Source organism: Gordonia sp. NPDC003504 (assembly GCF_053587995.1).
Genome location: NZ_JBSFPC010000002.1, coordinates 214,510 through 229,799, shown reverse-complemented (window position 1 = coordinate 229,799; position 15,290 = coordinate 214,510). Strand labels below are relative to the sequence as shown.

Sequence of the window (15,290 nt, the reverse complement as noted above, 5' to 3'; positions counted from 1 at the left end):
GGGTGACGTAGATGTCTCTGGAAAACCTCTGGTTCATCCTCGTCGCGGTCCTGTTCATCGGGTACTTCGTCCTCGAGGGATTCGACTTCGGCGTCGGCATGCTCATGTCCTTCCTCGGGTCGAGCCACACCGGCGGCGACGACAAGGTGTCGCCCGAGTCCGACATCGCCGACCCGGACAAGCGTCGACGCGCCCTGCTCAACACCATCGGTCCCGTGTGGGACGGCAACGAGGTGTGGCTGCTCACTGCCGGCGGCGCCTTGTTCGCGGCGTTCGGTGGTTGGTATGCAACGATGTTCACCGCGTTCTACCTCCCGCTGTTCCTGATCCTGATCGGGTTGATCACCCGCGTCGTCGCCATCGAGTGGCGCGGCAAGATCAACGACCCCAAGTGGCGCACCTGGTGCGACGTCGGCATCGGTCTGGGTTCCTGGATTCCCGCGCTCCTGTGGGGTGTGGCCTTCGCCAACGTGATCCGCGGTCTGCCGATCGACGCCGACGCGCAGTACACCGGAGGATTCTTCAATCTCCTCAACCCGTACGCCCTGCTCGGTGGGGCCACCACGCTGCTGGCCTTCCTCACCCACGGTGCGGTCTTCCTCGGCCTCAAGACCAGTGGTGTGCTGCAACAGGACGCGATGAAATACGCGAAGACACTGGCCATTCCGACGCTCGTCGTCGCCGCGGCCTTCCTGCTGTGGACGCAGTTCGCCTACGGCAACGGCTGGACCTGGATCCCGGTCCTCATCGCCGCCGTGGCCGCACTGGTGATGGTCGCTGCCACCCAGGTCAATCGGGAGGGCATCGCCTTCCTGGCGACATCGATCGCGATCGCCGGAACCGTGGCCACGCTGTTCTCGGTGCTGTTCCCGGATGTCCTGCCGTCCAGCACCAACCCGGACTACAGCCTGACCATCGCCAACACCGCGTCGAGCCACTACACCCTGACCGTGATGACCATCGCAGCGCTCCTCATGACGCCGATCGTCATCGCCTACCAGGCCTGGACGTACTGGGTGTTCCGCAAGCGGATCAGCGTCGACGAGATCCCGGATCCGATCGGGTTGCCCTCGTTGAAGGCGTGGCAGTGACGTTGTGTCGGTAGCCGAGCCGGTCGCGGCACGGCGCCGGGCCCGGCCACCGCTGGACCCGCGCCTGCTGCGGTATTCGCCCGCCACCCGCGTCTATGTGGTGGTCACCGCGGCTCTGGCCGCGATCACGGTGGTCAGTGTCATCGTCACCGCGGCGATGACGGCGTCGATCCTCGCCGAACTCGTCACCGACCCGTCGGCGCGGTCGCTCGGGGCGCAGGCGGTGCACCTGTGGGTGCTCGTCGCGGCGCTGGTGGTGCGGGTGATCACCTCGTTCGCCCACGACCGGTATGCGCACCGGGCGTCGGCGACCGCGATCGCCGAGTTGCGCGCCCGCGCGCTCGGGGTGCTCACCGATCCGGACCGGGTGTCGCCGCGAGAGCTGTTGCAGCGCAGGGAACATGCCACCACCGTGCTGCTCCGCGGGCTCGACGCGTTGCGGCCGTATCTGTCGGCCTATCTGCCCGCGCTGATCGTCACGGTGCTGGTGACCCCGACCGTCGTCGCGGTCATCGGCGTGGTCGACTGGCCGTCGGCGGTGATCATCCTGGTGACGCTGCCGCTGATCCCGCTGTTCATGATCCTGATCGGGGTGATGACGCGGGACCGTACCGAACGCAAACTCGCCACGATGAGCCGGTTGTCGGCGCAGCTGCTCGACCTGATCACCGGGTTGCCGACGCTGCGGGCCCTCGGCCGTGCCCGCACCCCGGCCCGGCAGGTCGCCGACCTCGGCCAGTCGCATCGGCGCAGCACCATGTCGTCGCTGCGGATCGCCTTCCTCTCCGGTGGGGTGCTCGAACTGCTCGCCACCCTGTGTGTGGCGTTGGTCGCGGTCGGGATCGGATTGCGTCTGGTGTACGGCGACATGAGCCTGTATGCCGGTGTGCTGGCGCTGATCTTGGCGCCGGAGGCGTATCTCCCGCTGCGGCAGGTCGGCGCACAGTTCCACAACTCGGCTGACGGGGTCGCCGCCGCCGGAGAGGTCGCCGACCTCATCGAATCAGGAACGGCGACAACCACTTCGACGCGCACCCGCACCGTCACGGTGGCCGGCGCACCGATCCGGCTGCTCGACGTGGGTGTGCACGGGCGGAACGGCTGGGCGCCCTACGAGCTGACGGCGACCGCCGAACCCGGTGCGCTGACGGTGTTCTCAGGGCCCAACGGTTCCGGGAAGACCACGACGATCGCGGTGATCCTCGGTTTGCTGTCGCCGGATGAGGGCTCGGTGCTGATCGGTTCGGTGCCGGTGGCCGAACTCGAACCCACCGCATTCCACGAACAGGTAGCGTGGCTGCCGCAGCAACCGGTGGTGGTTCCCGGCACCGTCGCCGACAACCTGGCGATGTTTGGTGCGCTTGATCCGGTGGCGCTCCGACGTGCCTCCGCCACAACGGGTTTCGATGCGGTGGTGGCGTCGCTGCCGGACGGCGACCGGACGGTCCTGGGTGCCGGGGGAACGGGGCTGTCGGCCGGGCAGCGTCAACGGCTCGCCCTCACCCGCGTCCTGGCCTCACCCTCACCGCTGCTGATCCTCGACGAGCCGACCGCCCATCTGGATGCCGACGCCGAACGTGGGGTCTTGGCGGCGTTGGCCGCCCGGGCGGCGGCCGGCGACACCGTCATCGTCGTGGCCCACCGCCCGGTGGTCCGGGAGTTCGCCGGGGCCGTCATCGACTTCCCGGAGGCCATCGGTGTCGGTTGAGTCAGCCCTGCAGCCCGTCACCACACCGTCGCCGGCCGGATGGCGCGGTGACCCGCTGATCCGGGCGCTGGGATTCCTCGGTCTGCGGTGGCGTCCGGTGCTGTGGTCGGTCCTGCTCGGGGTCGCCGGCGCACTCTCGGCGCTCGGGTTGGCCGCGTTGTCGGCGTGGCTGATCACCCGGGCCTGGCAGATGCCGCCGGTGCTCTACCTGTCGCTGGCCATCACCGCGGTTCGCGCCCTCGGCATCTCGCGCGGCCTGTTCCGCTATCTCGAGCGGCTGGCCACCCACGACCTGGCCTTGGGCGCCATGGCCACGGCACGGGAACGCCTCTACGTGGCGTTGGCATCCGGCTCGCCGGCCTACTCGGTGACCCTGCGTCGTGGGGAACTGCTCACCCGGACCGGCGACGATGTCGACGAGATCGGCAACGCGCTGATTCGCGGACTGGTCCCGATCGGGGTGGGCCTGACCACGTCGGTCGCGGCGGTCGCGATCATGGCGATGGTGTCGGGCTGGGCGGCACTGATCCTGGCGATCGCGCTGATCGTCTCCGGGGTGATCGCCCCATGGCTGGCCGCCCGCGGATCGACACGGGCGATCTTCGACGGCGCCGACGCCACCGGCCGGTCCGCGCAGGCGGTGACGACCGCACTGTGGCACGCACCGGAACTGGTGGTCGCGCGGCGCCGGAATGCGGTGCTCGCGGCGGGTGCGGCCGCCGACGCCGACGCGATCGTCGCCACCGATCGTGGCGAACGGATCGAGGCCACGGCCGCGGCCGCAACCCCACTGTCGCTGGGGGCATCCCTACTCGCCGCATGCCTCATCGGCATCGGGCTGGCGTCCGGAGTGTCCGGATCGCTCGCCGACGTCTCGAGCGTCACCGGCCAACTGACCCCGATGGTGCTCGGCGTGCTGATCCTGCTGCCGCTGTCGGCATTCGAATCGACGGCACCCCTGACCGAGGCCGGCATCCAACTCGAACGCAGCCGACAGAGTGCCGCGCGGGTGATGGCTCTCGTCGACGGCGCCGGGGCGGGCACCTCGGGTGTCACCCACTCGGTGATCGATGACGTGCCCGTACACGACGGACCCGCGACGCTGCACCTGCAGGATCTGCGCTGGGGCTGGTCGCCGAAGGCCCTGCTCGGTCCCGCGGGCGGAATGAGCGTGATTCTGACACCGGGATCGCGGATGGCCGTCATCGGCCCGAGTGGCATCGGCAAGTCGACGTTGGCGCTGACCATGACCGGACTGCTGGCGCCGCAGGGCGGCCACGTCGACGCGCGCGAGGCCTCTGGGCAGGGGATCGCGGTGCGTTCGGCGACATGCTATTTCGCCGAGGAGGCGCATCTGTTCTCGACGTCGGTGGCCGAGAACCTGCGGGTCGCACGCGGCGATGTCACCGTCGAGGAGATGCACGCCGCACTCGCCGAGGTGGGTCTCGACGACTGGGTCGCCGAGCTGCCGGAGGGGCTGGACACCACGCTGACCGGTGGGGCCGAGTCGATCTCGGGAGGGCAACGACGTCGCCTGCTGTTGGCCCGGGCCCTGATCCACCGTGCGCCGATCGTCGTCCTCGACGAACCCACCGAACACCTCGATGCCACCGACGCGCAGCGTCTCCTCGAGCGCATTCTCGACCCCACCTCGGGCATGTTCGGTCCCGGGCGCACCGTCGTGGTGATCACCCATCAGTTGCCGGAGCGTGCCGCGGCGTCGTCCTCACTGGTCCTGGATCTCGGTGCCGTCTGACCCGCTGCCGTCTGACCCGCTGCCGTCTGACCCGCTGCCGTCTGACCCGCTGCCGTCTGACCCGCTGCCGTCTGACCCGCTGCCGTCGGATCCGCTGCCACCGCTGTGCGAGATCAGCGTCGTCAGGGCGTCGGCGAACTCGGCGAGGCGTTCGTCGCCCAGTAGCGAACGCCACTGCTGTTCGAGGGCCAGTGCACTCGACCGCATCACGCGCAGTGCCGCCCATCCGCGGTCGGTCAGCGTGACGAGTTTGGCGCGGCCGTCGGCGGGATCGGTGCTGCGGGTCAGGTAACCATGCCGATCCAGTGCCGCGACCGCCTGGGCCACCGCCTGACGGCTGATCCCGAGGCGCCCGGCGATGTCACTGGCGTGCACGGGACCGCCGACGAGTGCGGTCAAGGCCAGCGCCTGCCCCGGACGGAGGTTGTCGAGTCCGGCGTCGGCGAACGCCCGCGTCAGCCGCGGACCGGCGGATGCGGACAGGATCTGTACGAGCGCCGGAACCGTGGGCGTCACACCGGCGGCGGGTGGGGGCATGGCCTGAGTGTGCCAAACGTCGGGAGTGTCGCCGAGGACCGAACCGCATTTTGTCAATAAGCTTGTCAATTGTGTCGATGTCGGCCACACTCGTACGCATGAGCGCGCACACACGGGCGGCATCGGCAACCGCGGGGATCGTCGCGTCGCTGGTCGTGGTGGTGGTGATCGTCGCCGGGTGTGCGGTCCGTCCCGGAGACGCCTCCGGCGCGCCGTCGAACGAGATCCCCATCGGCGACTCTGCGCAGTCGCTGAGCGTGGGTGGCATGGCCCGCGACTACCGCATCCACCGGCCGGGCACCACCGAGCAGGCGATGCCGTTGGTGATCATGTTGCACGGCGGCTACGGAAGCGCGGCACAGGCACAACGCAGCTACGGCTGGGATGCCCAGGCCGACCGCGATGGGTTCATCGTCGCCTACCCGGACGGCGTCGCCCGATCGTGGAATGCCGGAAGCTGCTGCGGGCCGGCACAATCCCGCAACGTCGACGACGTCGCCTTCATCGGTGCCGTGGTATCGGATATCACGCGACGCGGCCCGATCGATCCGCGCCGGATCTACGTCACCGGAATGTCCAACGGTGCGATGATGGCGCTCCGGTTGGCCTGTCAGACAACGCTCTTCGCGGCGGTGGCCCCGGTGGCCGGAACCCTGCTGACCGGATGTGGCTCGGCCGCACCGACATCGGTGCTCCAGATCCATGGCACCGCCGACGGTCGGGTCCCGTACGCCGGTGGGCCGGGTGAGGCGTTCAACCTCGGCGGGACCGCGAGGGTCGACGGTCCGCCGGTACCCGAGGTCAGCGCGACATGGCGCCGCATCGACGGATGTGCCGCGCCGACGCCGGTGGTCGTCGGACCGGTGACCCGCGAGACCGCCGTCTGTCCGTCGGGGCGGGCCGTCGAACTGATCGGCGTGGCCGGAGCCGGTCATCAATGGCCGGGTGCGCCGGGCGCTCCGGTACTCGAACGCGCCCTGGGGACCGACCCGCCGTCCGACGCCCTCGACGCCACCGCCACCGTCTGGCGGTTCTTCGCGGCGCACCCGGCGCCGGTGTGAGTAAATGCGTTGCCGCGTCGGCAGACCCGGCGTAGGTTCGTCGGTACACAAGGAAGGAGGTGGTCCGACGTTGAGTGATTTACGGACATGTGAGGTGACCATCCGCTAGCGCGGAGTCCCATCTGATATCCGCTGATGTGATCGTCAGATCACGTACTCGCACTGGCGAATACCAGGTGGTCACCCGGCCCCCGCACCCGAGCAGGTCCTGCTCGAGGTACCCGACGACTCGGGTGGTGCGGGGGCCGTTTCATGTTCGGGGGAAGTGGATCCGACATTTCGGGTAGTCGGCTACTCATGTGCACGCCGACCGGGGCGCGGTGCACTGAATGCACACAGTTCTTCGCTCTACACAGGAGGCCGGTCATGACCACGATGCTGACGGAGCCGCCTCGACGCACCACCACGTCGCGGTTCCTCACCCCCGACGACGGTGAATGGACCGACGACGGCGCCGGCACCTGGCTCACCGGCCACGCCGGCGGACTGAGCTACTCGGTGGCCAAACCCGGGAACCGCGACTCACACCTCACCGTGCACAACCGCGGCTGCCGCAATCTCGCGGTGCTGTCGACCCCGGGATTCGCCGGCACCACCGGCACCCGATTCACTCTGCTGCCCAGCGGTTCCTCGGCCGCGTTGCCGGACGTCGAATTCCACATCCTGCAGGGTGAGCGTCGCGACGGACGCCCGGTGCTGGTCGGGCAGATCATCGACGACGACGATCCGTGCGTCCTGCTGCACTCGCCGCGTCCCGGTGATGTGGACTGGTCGGTGATCCACGGGGTCGACGAGTTCTGGACGCCCCGCACTTCGCCGTCGGCCGTGGACGGGACCGCGACGGGGGACTGGGATGTCGGCGAGCCGACCCACGTCGCCGATGCCGGCGTCGAGTGCACGCACACCGGCGGGCTCGCTGTGGTGCACAATCGTGGCGACCGGCGCATTGCGGTGCTGATGACCGGACTCGGCGGGGCCTACGACCTGGTGGTCGCCCATCCGGGGGAATCGATCCCACTGCCGCCGGGCCCGGGCATCCACTACGTGCAGGCGGCGCGGCGGCACGGACGACCCGTCGTCGTCGATGTGATCCACCTGGTGGCCGGGCGCTGATCTCGACGGGCGAGTCGCCAAACATCTTTGGGATGTGCACCGTCATCCCTCAGGTGCGGGCCCGGCCCCCGAAGGCGACCACGCCGATCGCCAGCATCACGATCACGACGCCGATCACCATGTTCAGGATCGCCGACGGTCCGGGGGAGAAGCTGTAGTTGGCGTCGATGACGGTTGCCGAACTGTCGTCGAAGGTCCCCACCACCACCGATGGGTTGACCACGGCGAGGGTGGCCACCGCGGTGGCGATCACCCCGAACAGGATGGTGACCGCCGCGAAGGGGCGTCGTCCGACGTTGCACATGATCAGAATCGACGACAGCGCCGTCGGGAACAGGATCAGCAGCGGCAACAGGACTCCCGGAAAGATGACCGCGTGGGAGCCGTCGGTGAGCGGGAGGCCCTCAACCTGCGATGTCCAGTGAGCCCACCCGTTGAACGTCGACCCCTCGGATTCACCGTTGCGGGTCACCGTGGCGAAGGTCAGGAAGCCGAACACCGCGATCATGAGGTAGACGACGATCGATGCTCCGGCCAACGAACGGGTCAGTGCCACATGCCGTAGCGGTGGCTTGGTGGCGGGCGGTCCGTACGGTGGTTGGCCCGGATAGAGACCGGGGGCGCCGTAGGCGGGGTAGGGATGGGGAGGATTCGCCGGGTACTGCCCGGCCTGCGGCCACGGCGGCGCGTACGGATTGGCGTGGTGACTCCCCGATTCAGTCATCGGTGAACCTTACCCGGCCGGTGCGCCCCGGCCGGCGGTGTGTGTCGTTCGGCCGAATGACCGACGCCCACGCTGCGGGAGGGAGTCACACCACCGACGCGGCGACGGCCGTGATGATCAGCGCAACCATCCCGCGCGCCTGGGCGGCGATCATCAGCGGCTGAGTCGCCGCGCCGGTGACCACCGACTCGGTGACCACCGGCGCGTCGTACGGCAGGGGTGGCCGGGTACCCCGCCGCAGGACGGCGACTGCGCAACCCACGAAGCAGATCACCGCCGAGGCCGGCGTCAGTGACCAGGCGACGGCGGCCGCGGCGGCGGCGATGAGTATCACTGATCCGGGAACAGCCATGTGCGCCCGTGTGATTCGACGGTCATCGAGCCCCAGGGCGCGCCGGATCGCGACACTCTCAGAGGCGTTGCGCAGGCCTGTTGCCACCGCGTTGCCCGCGCAGGAGATGAGCACCGTGATGACGGCAGTCGCGGCGTGCGCGATGCTCACCACCTGGGGCGCAACGAGAAGCACCGCGATGCAGATGAGCGCGCGCAGCACGCCGTCTAGGTGTCGTCGCAGTCGTCGAAAGTCGATCTGCGCCAGGGCAACATAGGGGTTTCGGTGCAGGCGCCGGGTCGGCGCCGACGTCGCCCCCCGTTTCCACCGCACGATCCGGGCATCGGTGATCCAGCTGAAGTCCATCAGGCTCGCGGCCAGTCCGAGCGCACCGGCGTAGCCGTCGGCAGGTGCGATCGTGCTCCGGTGCAACCGATTCGGCGACCACTGCCAGGTCGGGGGAGGTGCGCAACCGTGGCGCCGGTCGGCGACGACCTGGGTGCCGTACGCGCAGATGGCCGCGACGAGCCCGAGTCCGGCCGCGACGCCGACCACGGTGACCAGGGAATCGGGTGCGAGCAGCCCGAGTAGCGCTCCCGCCGCGGTACATCCGGCGACGACGGTGATGACGATGCCGCCCAACCGGCCGGCCAGTTCGGGCCCGCGGGGCCCCGGCCCCGACAATTGCCAGCGCATCATCGCACCCTCGACCCGGACCGGTCCCCACACCACCGTCCAGCGGTAGGCACCCACCGCGATCGCCGCAACGATGACGCACCCGATGATGGTCGGGTGGGTCGCTGCGACGCCGGTCAGGGTCGCGACGTGGGACACTCGTGCCGGGGTCAGGAGCCAGCTCGCGAAACCGTCGAGAACGGCCACACAGAAGATGAGCTCGAACCAGGAGAAGTCATACCGGCGCATCCACCCCAGGCGTAGGTCGGGAATCCTCATCGGCCGAGGTCCACCACGTCGTCGGCGCACCGCCGCACCAGGGTTGGGCTGTGGGTGGCCACCAGAACGGCCTTCCCGTCGTTCTTCGCCTCGATGATCCGCTCGGCCACCCACTCCTGTCCGGCGAAGTCGAGTGCACGTTCCGGTTCGTCGAGGACGAGCAGCGACGCCGGTCGTAACAGCGCCGCGGCCAGCGCGAAGCGTTGCTGCTGACCCGAGGAGAGCGTGTGTGGAAAGCGATCGGCGAGGTCGGCGAGTCCGGCGTCGGCGAGAGCGTTCTCGACGTCGGCATCCTCGGTGCGATGTGCGCGGGCCAGCAGTTCGAGGTGTTCGGTGAGGGTGACGTCGAAGAACGCCGCCTGTTCGCCGGTGTCGGCGGACACGAGTTCCCGAAAGCGGGGCGACCGTTCGTCGGGGCGCATCCCGGCGATGTCGATGGTGCCGGCGTCGAGCCGGTCGTCGTCGATGACGCAACGCAGCAGCGTGGATTTGCCGCTCCCGTTGGGGCCGATGATCGCCGCGCAGCGGCCGGCGGGTACGTCGAGATCGAGGTCGGTGAACAGGGTTTGCGCGCCGTGTGAACGGCGCGCTCCGCGAATGGAGAGCATGGGGAGATCCTTCAGATGGTGTCGGCGGTGGCGGGGGATCAGGCCGCGAACGTCGGTGCGCGTGGATCACCCACGCGCAGAACAAGAATCAGCTCTCGAGGGAAGGTGGTGCCCCGACGTCGTCGGGGTTGATTGGCGTCGAGCGGTGCCGGTATCCGTTGCAACCGCACCCGCAGGGCGGCGAGGACGGCGGCCATCAGCCGCCGGGTCTGCGGCGACAGGGCGCCACCGGCGAGGACGACCGCTGCCACGACCGATGCGAACAGGGTCGGTGAGGTCTCGCCGAATACGAGATCGACGAGCACCGGCAGCCACATCAATGCCAGATAGACGGGCAGGGATCGCGGTGCGCCGGTGTGGTCGCGGACCATCGTCGGGCGGCTATCCGACGTGACGTCGCAACTTGGCGGACAGGCGCGGCACGAAGTCGCCGTCGGCGTCGACGCGCTCCTCGACGTAGGCGAGGTCACCGTCGGGGACGAGACCGTAGAGTCGTCGTGCGCCGCCGGCATGCGGGCCGGTCGCCGACTTGATGACGACGTCGGTGGTCAGATTCCACGACGTCTGATTGAGCGGTTGTCCGTAGAAGACCTCGACCCAGCCCTCGGCGTGGGCCAGGAGGAGTTCGATGGTGTCGTCGTCGCCGATCCGCCAGTAGCCGGTCTCCCGCAGGTCGGGGCGCACGAAGTTGGCGTCCTCGTCGATGACCCACGAGCGTGATTCCCAGTTGAGGAAGTTCTGCCCGTCGTGACTGACGACGATCTGTTGTGAGAAGTGGTACTCGTCGCCGGTGTGCGGATTGCGGGCCTCGCCCTCCCCACGCCAGACGCCGACCAGCGGCAGCAGTCCGAGCAGACCCGGATGCAGATCGGGGCCTGCGCGGAGGTTGGAGGTGTCGATCGGCAGGGGCAGATCGTCCCAGGTGGGGACGTTGCGTTCGCGGCTGCCGGATTCGACGGCCCGCGCCTCGGCCTGACTGATCGCCTCGTCACCCGACCGGCGAGGCGCGTCGGCGCCGGTGCCGTCGGGCTGGGATCCCTCGGGAGGGAGAGTCACGACTCGTCGTTGACCAGGCGGTAGATGACGTACAGCGCGAACCAGACGATCAGCAGCGAGGCCAGACCCAGGAGGATTTCGAAGAAGAGGACCACGCGTCGGAGTCTACCTCCCGGTGTGTTGCGCACCGTCCTCGGACCGACCGAGTGCAACGTGGATCACTCGCGGGTTTGCGCGCGGTCGGTGGCGTCGGGTGTGTGCGAAAAGTGGGGGAGGAATCTTCTTCCCCCGGGTGCGCGATCTTCCCCCAGAAAGTTATGCCGGAAACAGCAGGAAGTGGGGGAAGAAATTTCTTCCCCCACTTTCAGTCGGTCCGATGCCGTCGCCGTCAATCCGTCAGCTGCCGAATAGCCCACCGATGCCGGGAACGCCCGTTGTCAACGTGCAGCCGGGGCCGTACGCCATCCGGTAGACCGCGCACTTGGCGTTGCGGTCGTCGAGGCGGATGACGGTGCCGTGCCGGGTGCGGCCCGGGCCGCCGGCGGTGGTGATGGGCGTCGGATTCGACCACGGGCCGCTCGGCGACGGCGCCGTCGAGTAGTAGATCGCGCGGCCACCGTAGATCTTGTCGGTGTAGAGGTAGTAGGTGCCGCCGAGGCGAGTCATGCTCGGCCCCTCCTGCACATTCGCCGCGCACGCCACGTCGCGATGCCACGGCCCGGTGAACGAGCCCGAGCGCCACACCTCGTTGCAGGTGCCGTCGCGTTTGATCGTCAGGTACTTGGTGCCACCGCGCTCGAAGAACGAGCCGTCGATCCGGTCCTTGGCGCCAGGGTTGAGGGCGATGCGGGTCGCGGGACCGGCATTGAAGACGATGTTCTTCCCGAGCGGGACACCGCGGCCACGGCCGGCGGCGTTGACGTCGAGCTGGTTGACGCGCACCACATACGGCGTCATACGGTCGGCGCCGACCTGGCCACGGAAGTGTCCGAAGTATCCGGCGGTGAACACGATGTAGATGCTGCCGTCGGCGGCGCGGTACCAATCCGGTGCGACGATGTCGCGACCGCCCGGCGCCGGATTCAGCGGGATGCCGGCATAGAGACCGTTGTTGAACTGTCGCCCTTCGGGTCTCGACCAGTTCTTACCGTCCCGCGACACCCCGATCATCGGCCAGAATCGGCCGTCCTTACGCGGCCAGTTCGACAGCATCCAGAAGTAGCCGTTGTGATAGATGATCGACGGGTCGCTCATCGGGTTCTGGCCGCGACGGTACGGCGTCGACAGGTACGTGAACTTCTTGCCATCGGTGGAGTAGTACATGGTGTCGGTCAGGTCGGCGTCGCTGGAGAAGAAGGTGCCGACGAGGACGTCGCGGCTCGCGAACTGCGCGAAGGTCGGTGGTGCGGCGTGCGCGGGCGGCGCGATCTGTGTTGCGGCCGCGGCGAATACCAGGGCCAGGACGGCGACGACTCGACGCAGGGCGCGGCCCCCGGTTCTGCCGATGGTCCGGGTTGATGTCGAATCGCGATGTGTGCGAACAGAATTCGGCCAGAGTTGTACCATCGAACCGATTACCTTCCAGTGCCGGCGAACGGCCGGATTCTTCACGTATGGAAGGTGAAGCTAACACGGGCGCAGGGGAATTGGCGGCCGCGGACGTGGGGGCGGACGCAAGAATCGTCCGAACGGACCAACGGGTGCCGCACGAATGGGGGACAACAGAAGTGGGGGAGGAATCTTCTTCCCCCGGGTACGCGATCTTCCCCCAGAAAGTTCTGCCGGAAACAGCAGAAAGTGGGGGAAGAAAACTCTTCCCCCACTTTCAGCCGGGTGGCGGGGCGGGCGACGACGCCCCCGGAAACGACGAAGGCCCGGCCACCACCAGGGTGACCGGGCCTCGCTTGTCTTGCGGGACAGCCTTACTTGGCGACGGTGATGTCGTGGCTGTGCACGCCCGGGCCCTCCGGGCTCACGGTGACGTCACCGTTGCCGACCGAGCTGAGCGCACGCAGCGTCCAGGTGCCGGGGGCGGCGAAGAAACGGAAATCGCCGGTGGGGCTTGCGACGACCTCGGCGGTGAACTCACCGGTCGAATCCAGCAACCGCACGAAGGCGCCGGCCACCGGGCTACCGGAGCCGTCGGTGACCTGTCCGGTCAGGACGGTCTCCTTCTCGACGTCGACGCCCGCGGGCAGCTTCTGTCCCTGCTTGGGTGCAGCACACATACTTACTTTCCTTCTCCCAGTTCAACCGGAACGCCGACCAGCGAACCGTATTCGGTCCAGCTGCCGTCGTAGTTCTTCACATTCTTGTGGCCCAGCAGCTCCTGCAGCACGAACCAGGTGTGGCTGGAACGCTCGCCGATGCGGCAGTAGGCGATGGTCTCCTTCTCGCCGTCGAGGCCGGCCTCGGCGTAGAGCGCGGCGAGGTCCTCGTCGGAGCGGAAGGTGCCGTCCTCGTTGGCGGCCTTGCTCCACGGCACATTGATGGCGCCGGGGATGTGGCCGGGACGCTGGCTCTGCTCCTGCGGGAGGTGGGCCGGCGCCAGGATCTTGCCGGAGAACTCGTCCGGGCTGCGGACGTCGACCAGGTTCTTCACGTCGATGGCCTCGACGACCTCGTCACGGAAGGCGCGGATGGTGTTGTCCGGGTCGGCGGCCTTGTACTCGGTGACCGGACGGCTCACGGCGTCGGTCGACAGCGGACGGCCGTCGAGTTCCCACTTCTTGCGGCCACCGTCGAGCAGCTTCACGTCCTGGTGGCCGTAGAGCTTGAAGTACCAGTAGGCGTAGGCGGCGAACCAGTTGTTGTTGCCGCCGTAGAGCACGACGGTGTCGTCGTTGGCGATACCGCGCTCGGAGAGCAGCTTGGAGAACTGCTCGCGGTCGACGAAGTCACGACGGACCGGATCCTGCAGATCGGTCTTCCAGTCGATCTTCACGGCGCCCTCGATGTGGCCGCCGTCGTAGGCGCTGGTGTCCTCGTCGACCTCAACGAAGACGACCTTGTCGGTGTGCAGGTTCTGCTCAGCCCAATCGGCGCTGACCAGGACGTCGGAACGTGCCATGGATTTTCCTCCCGGATACATGGGTGTGGGATAGGGGAAATGAAGATGAAGGCGTCGGCGTCGGATTGCCGAAGACTTCGGCGGACGATGACGGTCACAACGCTCGATGCGCGTTGGTCGCCCAGAACTCACAGAATGTGCGCCGTGCCGACCGTCATCGATAGGTGAGCGTGCCGGCGCGATGCGCCACGATCACCGTGTACAGCGACAGCAACAGTCGGCGACGCGACAGAAGTCGATCGCCCGGCGGCGGGTGAGCAAGAACTCACGGCGCTGTTGCATGCCCACGAGGGTACAACAGCGCCCGGGCCGCACCGCAATCGCGTCGGTGGTCTGCGGTCGCGGTGATCAGAACCGGTCGGGCCGCAGGTCACGGGGACCGGACTCGGCGGTGAGCATGATGTCGCTGCCGGCGCTGTGCGCGCCGGTGGCGGGCAGATCCCACGGCATCGGCAGCGGCGGCAGGGTCCGGGTGAATCTGTCGAGCACGGCGCGACGCATCTGTTGCGCCCCATCGCCGGACAGTTCCGCGGACACCACGTGTTCCTCGGGTCCGGTGTAGAAGCCGGTGGCCTGCAGGTGGAGTCGGCCGTCGACGACCGACAGGTCGACGGTGACGCTGACCCTGGTGTGCGCGCCGGGGTACTCCGACGCCGACGGGGCCCGTGTCGGGTCGGGCACACCGCCGGGTTCGGGTGCCGACGACGGCGGCAGCGCGACGGTGCCGGTGAGCACGACGCCCGTGCTGCGTTCCAGATTCCCGAACTGCGGACCGCCCCCACCGACGCGGTCGGGTGTCGCGGGGGTGTTAACGCTCAGGTCGAGGATGCCCAGCATCCGGCCCAGGTTCACCGAGTTCAGCAGCGAATACGCGGTCACCGACGACGTCCGCATCACCTCGGTCGGGGCGATGTCGAAGCCGTCGTCGACGGTGACCGGGCCGAGGGTGGCGCCGAGTTCGGCGAAACAGTCCGGTGCCTGCGGATACGTGCACCCGGACACGGGTACTCCGCGTGCGGTGATGACGACGCCGGTGAACTCGCCGTCGGTGGCGTGGCGTAGGAACGGGAACCCGCCGAGGGTGACCTCGGGGCGGTACTCGATGCCCGGTGCGGTGGCCAGTGACGCCGACAAACGCTGCTCGGCGCGGCTCGCCGCCACGGTGTCGGTGACGAAAGCGCCCGCGACGATCACCGCCAGCACGATGACGGCGACGATCACTGTGCGTCGGAGCCGATGAGCCGACATCTCGGCGGACGAATCGTCCGAGTTCACGGCGTCCGCGTCGGCCTTGTTAACAGCAGAGCGCGACATTGCGGTTATTCTGTCACCTGTCGCGCA

Annotated in this window: 14 protein-coding genes and 1 pseudogene; 5 read left to right on the top strand and 10 right to left on the bottom strand. The window is 68.4% G+C overall.

The features are described from left to right. Positions 1 to 11: 11 nt before the first annotated feature. From cydB to cydC, 3 genes are read left to right on the top strand one after another with little or no spacing between them, the layout of a single operon-like run. Positions 12 to 1,091: a cytochrome d ubiquinol oxidase subunit II gene (gene cydB, locus ACWDPV_RS05245; protein WP_449742059.1), complete on the top strand. Its 1,080-nt coding sequence runs from the start codon at positions 12 to 14 to the stop codon at positions 1,089 to 1,091. Between the two features lie 4 nt (positions 1,092 to 1,095). Next, the gene (cydD, locus tag ACWDPV_RS05240) at positions 1,096 to 2,799 is read left to right on the top strand and encodes a thiol reductant ABC exporter subunit CydD (protein WP_449742058.1); all 1,704 of its coding nucleotides are present in this window, start codon (positions 1,096 to 1,098) and stop codon (positions 2,797 to 2,799) included. Between the two features lie 55 nt (positions 2,800 to 2,854). Further along, positions 2,855 to 4,555 carry a thiol reductant ABC exporter subunit CydC gene (gene cydC, locus ACWDPV_RS05235; protein ID WP_449742432.1) on the top strand — a complete coding sequence of 567 codons (1,701 nt, stop codon included), beginning with the start codon at positions 2,855 to 2,857 and terminating at the stop codon, positions 4,553 to 4,555. A 108-nt stretch (positions 4,556 to 4,663) separates the two neighbouring features. Here cydC and ACWDPV_RS05230 read toward each other — a convergent pair. Next, positions 4,664 to 5,092: pseudogene (locus ACWDPV_RS05230) on the bottom strand (MarR family winged helix-turn-helix transcriptional regulator); the annotation flags it as partial. A gap of 98 nt (positions 5,093 to 5,190) precedes the next feature. Between ACWDPV_RS05230 and ACWDPV_RS05225 the strand changes: the two are divergent. After that, entirely contained in the window at positions 5,191 to 6,153 is a 963-nt protein-coding gene (locus tag ACWDPV_RS05225) for an extracellular catalytic domain type 1 short-chain-length polyhydroxyalkanoate depolymerase (protein WP_449742057.1), read from the top strand. 366 nt (positions 6,154 to 6,519) lie between these two features. Then, positions 6,520 to 7,266, top strand: a complete 747-nt coding sequence (locus tag ACWDPV_RS05220) for a hypothetical protein (protein WP_449742056.1) — start codon at positions 6,520 to 6,522, stop codon at positions 7,264 to 7,266. A gap of 49 nt (positions 7,267 to 7,315) precedes the next feature. On the opposite strand, the gene ACWDPV_RS05215 is transcribed toward ACWDPV_RS05220, so the two are convergent. The 9 genes from ACWDPV_RS05215 to ACWDPV_RS05175 form a co-directional block, all read right to left on the bottom strand. Further along, complete coding sequence (locus ACWDPV_RS05215) at positions 7,316 to 7,990, bottom strand: hypothetical protein (RefSeq protein WP_449742055.1); 675 nt, start codon at positions 7,988 to 7,990, stop codon at positions 7,316 to 7,318. 85 nt (positions 7,991 to 8,075) lie between these two features. Beyond that, the gene (locus tag ACWDPV_RS05210; protein ID WP_449742054.1) at positions 8,076 to 9,275 is read right to left on the bottom strand and encodes a DUF6297 family protein; all 1,200 of its coding nucleotides are present in this window, start codon (positions 9,273 to 9,275) and stop codon (positions 8,076 to 8,078) included. Next, positions 9,272 to 9,883 carry an ABC transporter ATP-binding protein gene (locus ACWDPV_RS05205; protein ID WP_449742053.1) on the bottom strand — a complete coding sequence of 204 codons (612 nt, stop codon included), beginning with the start codon at positions 9,881 to 9,883 and terminating at the stop codon, positions 9,272 to 9,274. Before ACWDPV_RS05205 ends, ACWDPV_RS05210 begins: the two co-directional genes overlap by 4 nt. Positions 9,884 to 9,921: 38 nt before the next feature. Beyond that, positions 9,922 to 10,254 (bottom strand): hypothetical protein, encoded by a 333-nt coding sequence (locus tag ACWDPV_RS05200; RefSeq protein ID WP_449742052.1) that lies wholly within the window; start codon positions 10,252 to 10,254, stop codon positions 9,922 to 9,924. 10 nt (positions 10,255 to 10,264) lie between these two features. Continuing rightward, positions 10,265 to 10,939, bottom strand: coding sequence for an FABP family protein (locus ACWDPV_RS05195; protein WP_449742051.1), 675 nt, complete (start codon positions 10,937 to 10,939; stop codon positions 10,265 to 10,267). 336 nt (positions 10,940 to 11,275) lie between these two features. After that, complete coding sequence (locus ACWDPV_RS05190) at positions 11,276 to 12,445, bottom strand: hypothetical protein (RefSeq protein WP_449742050.1); 1,170 nt, start codon at positions 12,443 to 12,445, stop codon at positions 11,276 to 11,278. Between the two features lie 356 nt (positions 12,446 to 12,801). Then, a complete protein-coding gene (locus ACWDPV_RS05185; protein ID WP_348804768.1) occupies positions 12,802 to 13,107 on the bottom strand; it encodes a DUF1416 domain-containing protein in 306 nt (101 codons plus the stop codon). A gap of 2 nt (positions 13,108 to 13,109) precedes the next feature. Continuing rightward, complete coding sequence (locus ACWDPV_RS05180) at positions 13,110 to 13,949, bottom strand: sulfurtransferase (protein ID WP_449742049.1); 840 nt, start codon at positions 13,947 to 13,949, stop codon at positions 13,110 to 13,112. 348 nt (positions 13,950 to 14,297) lie between these two features. Further along, complete coding sequence (locus tag ACWDPV_RS05175) at positions 14,298 to 15,263, bottom strand: LmeA family phospholipid-binding protein (protein WP_449742048.1); 966 nt, start codon at positions 15,261 to 15,263, stop codon at positions 14,298 to 14,300. Positions 15,264 to 15,290 lie beyond the last annotated feature (27 nt).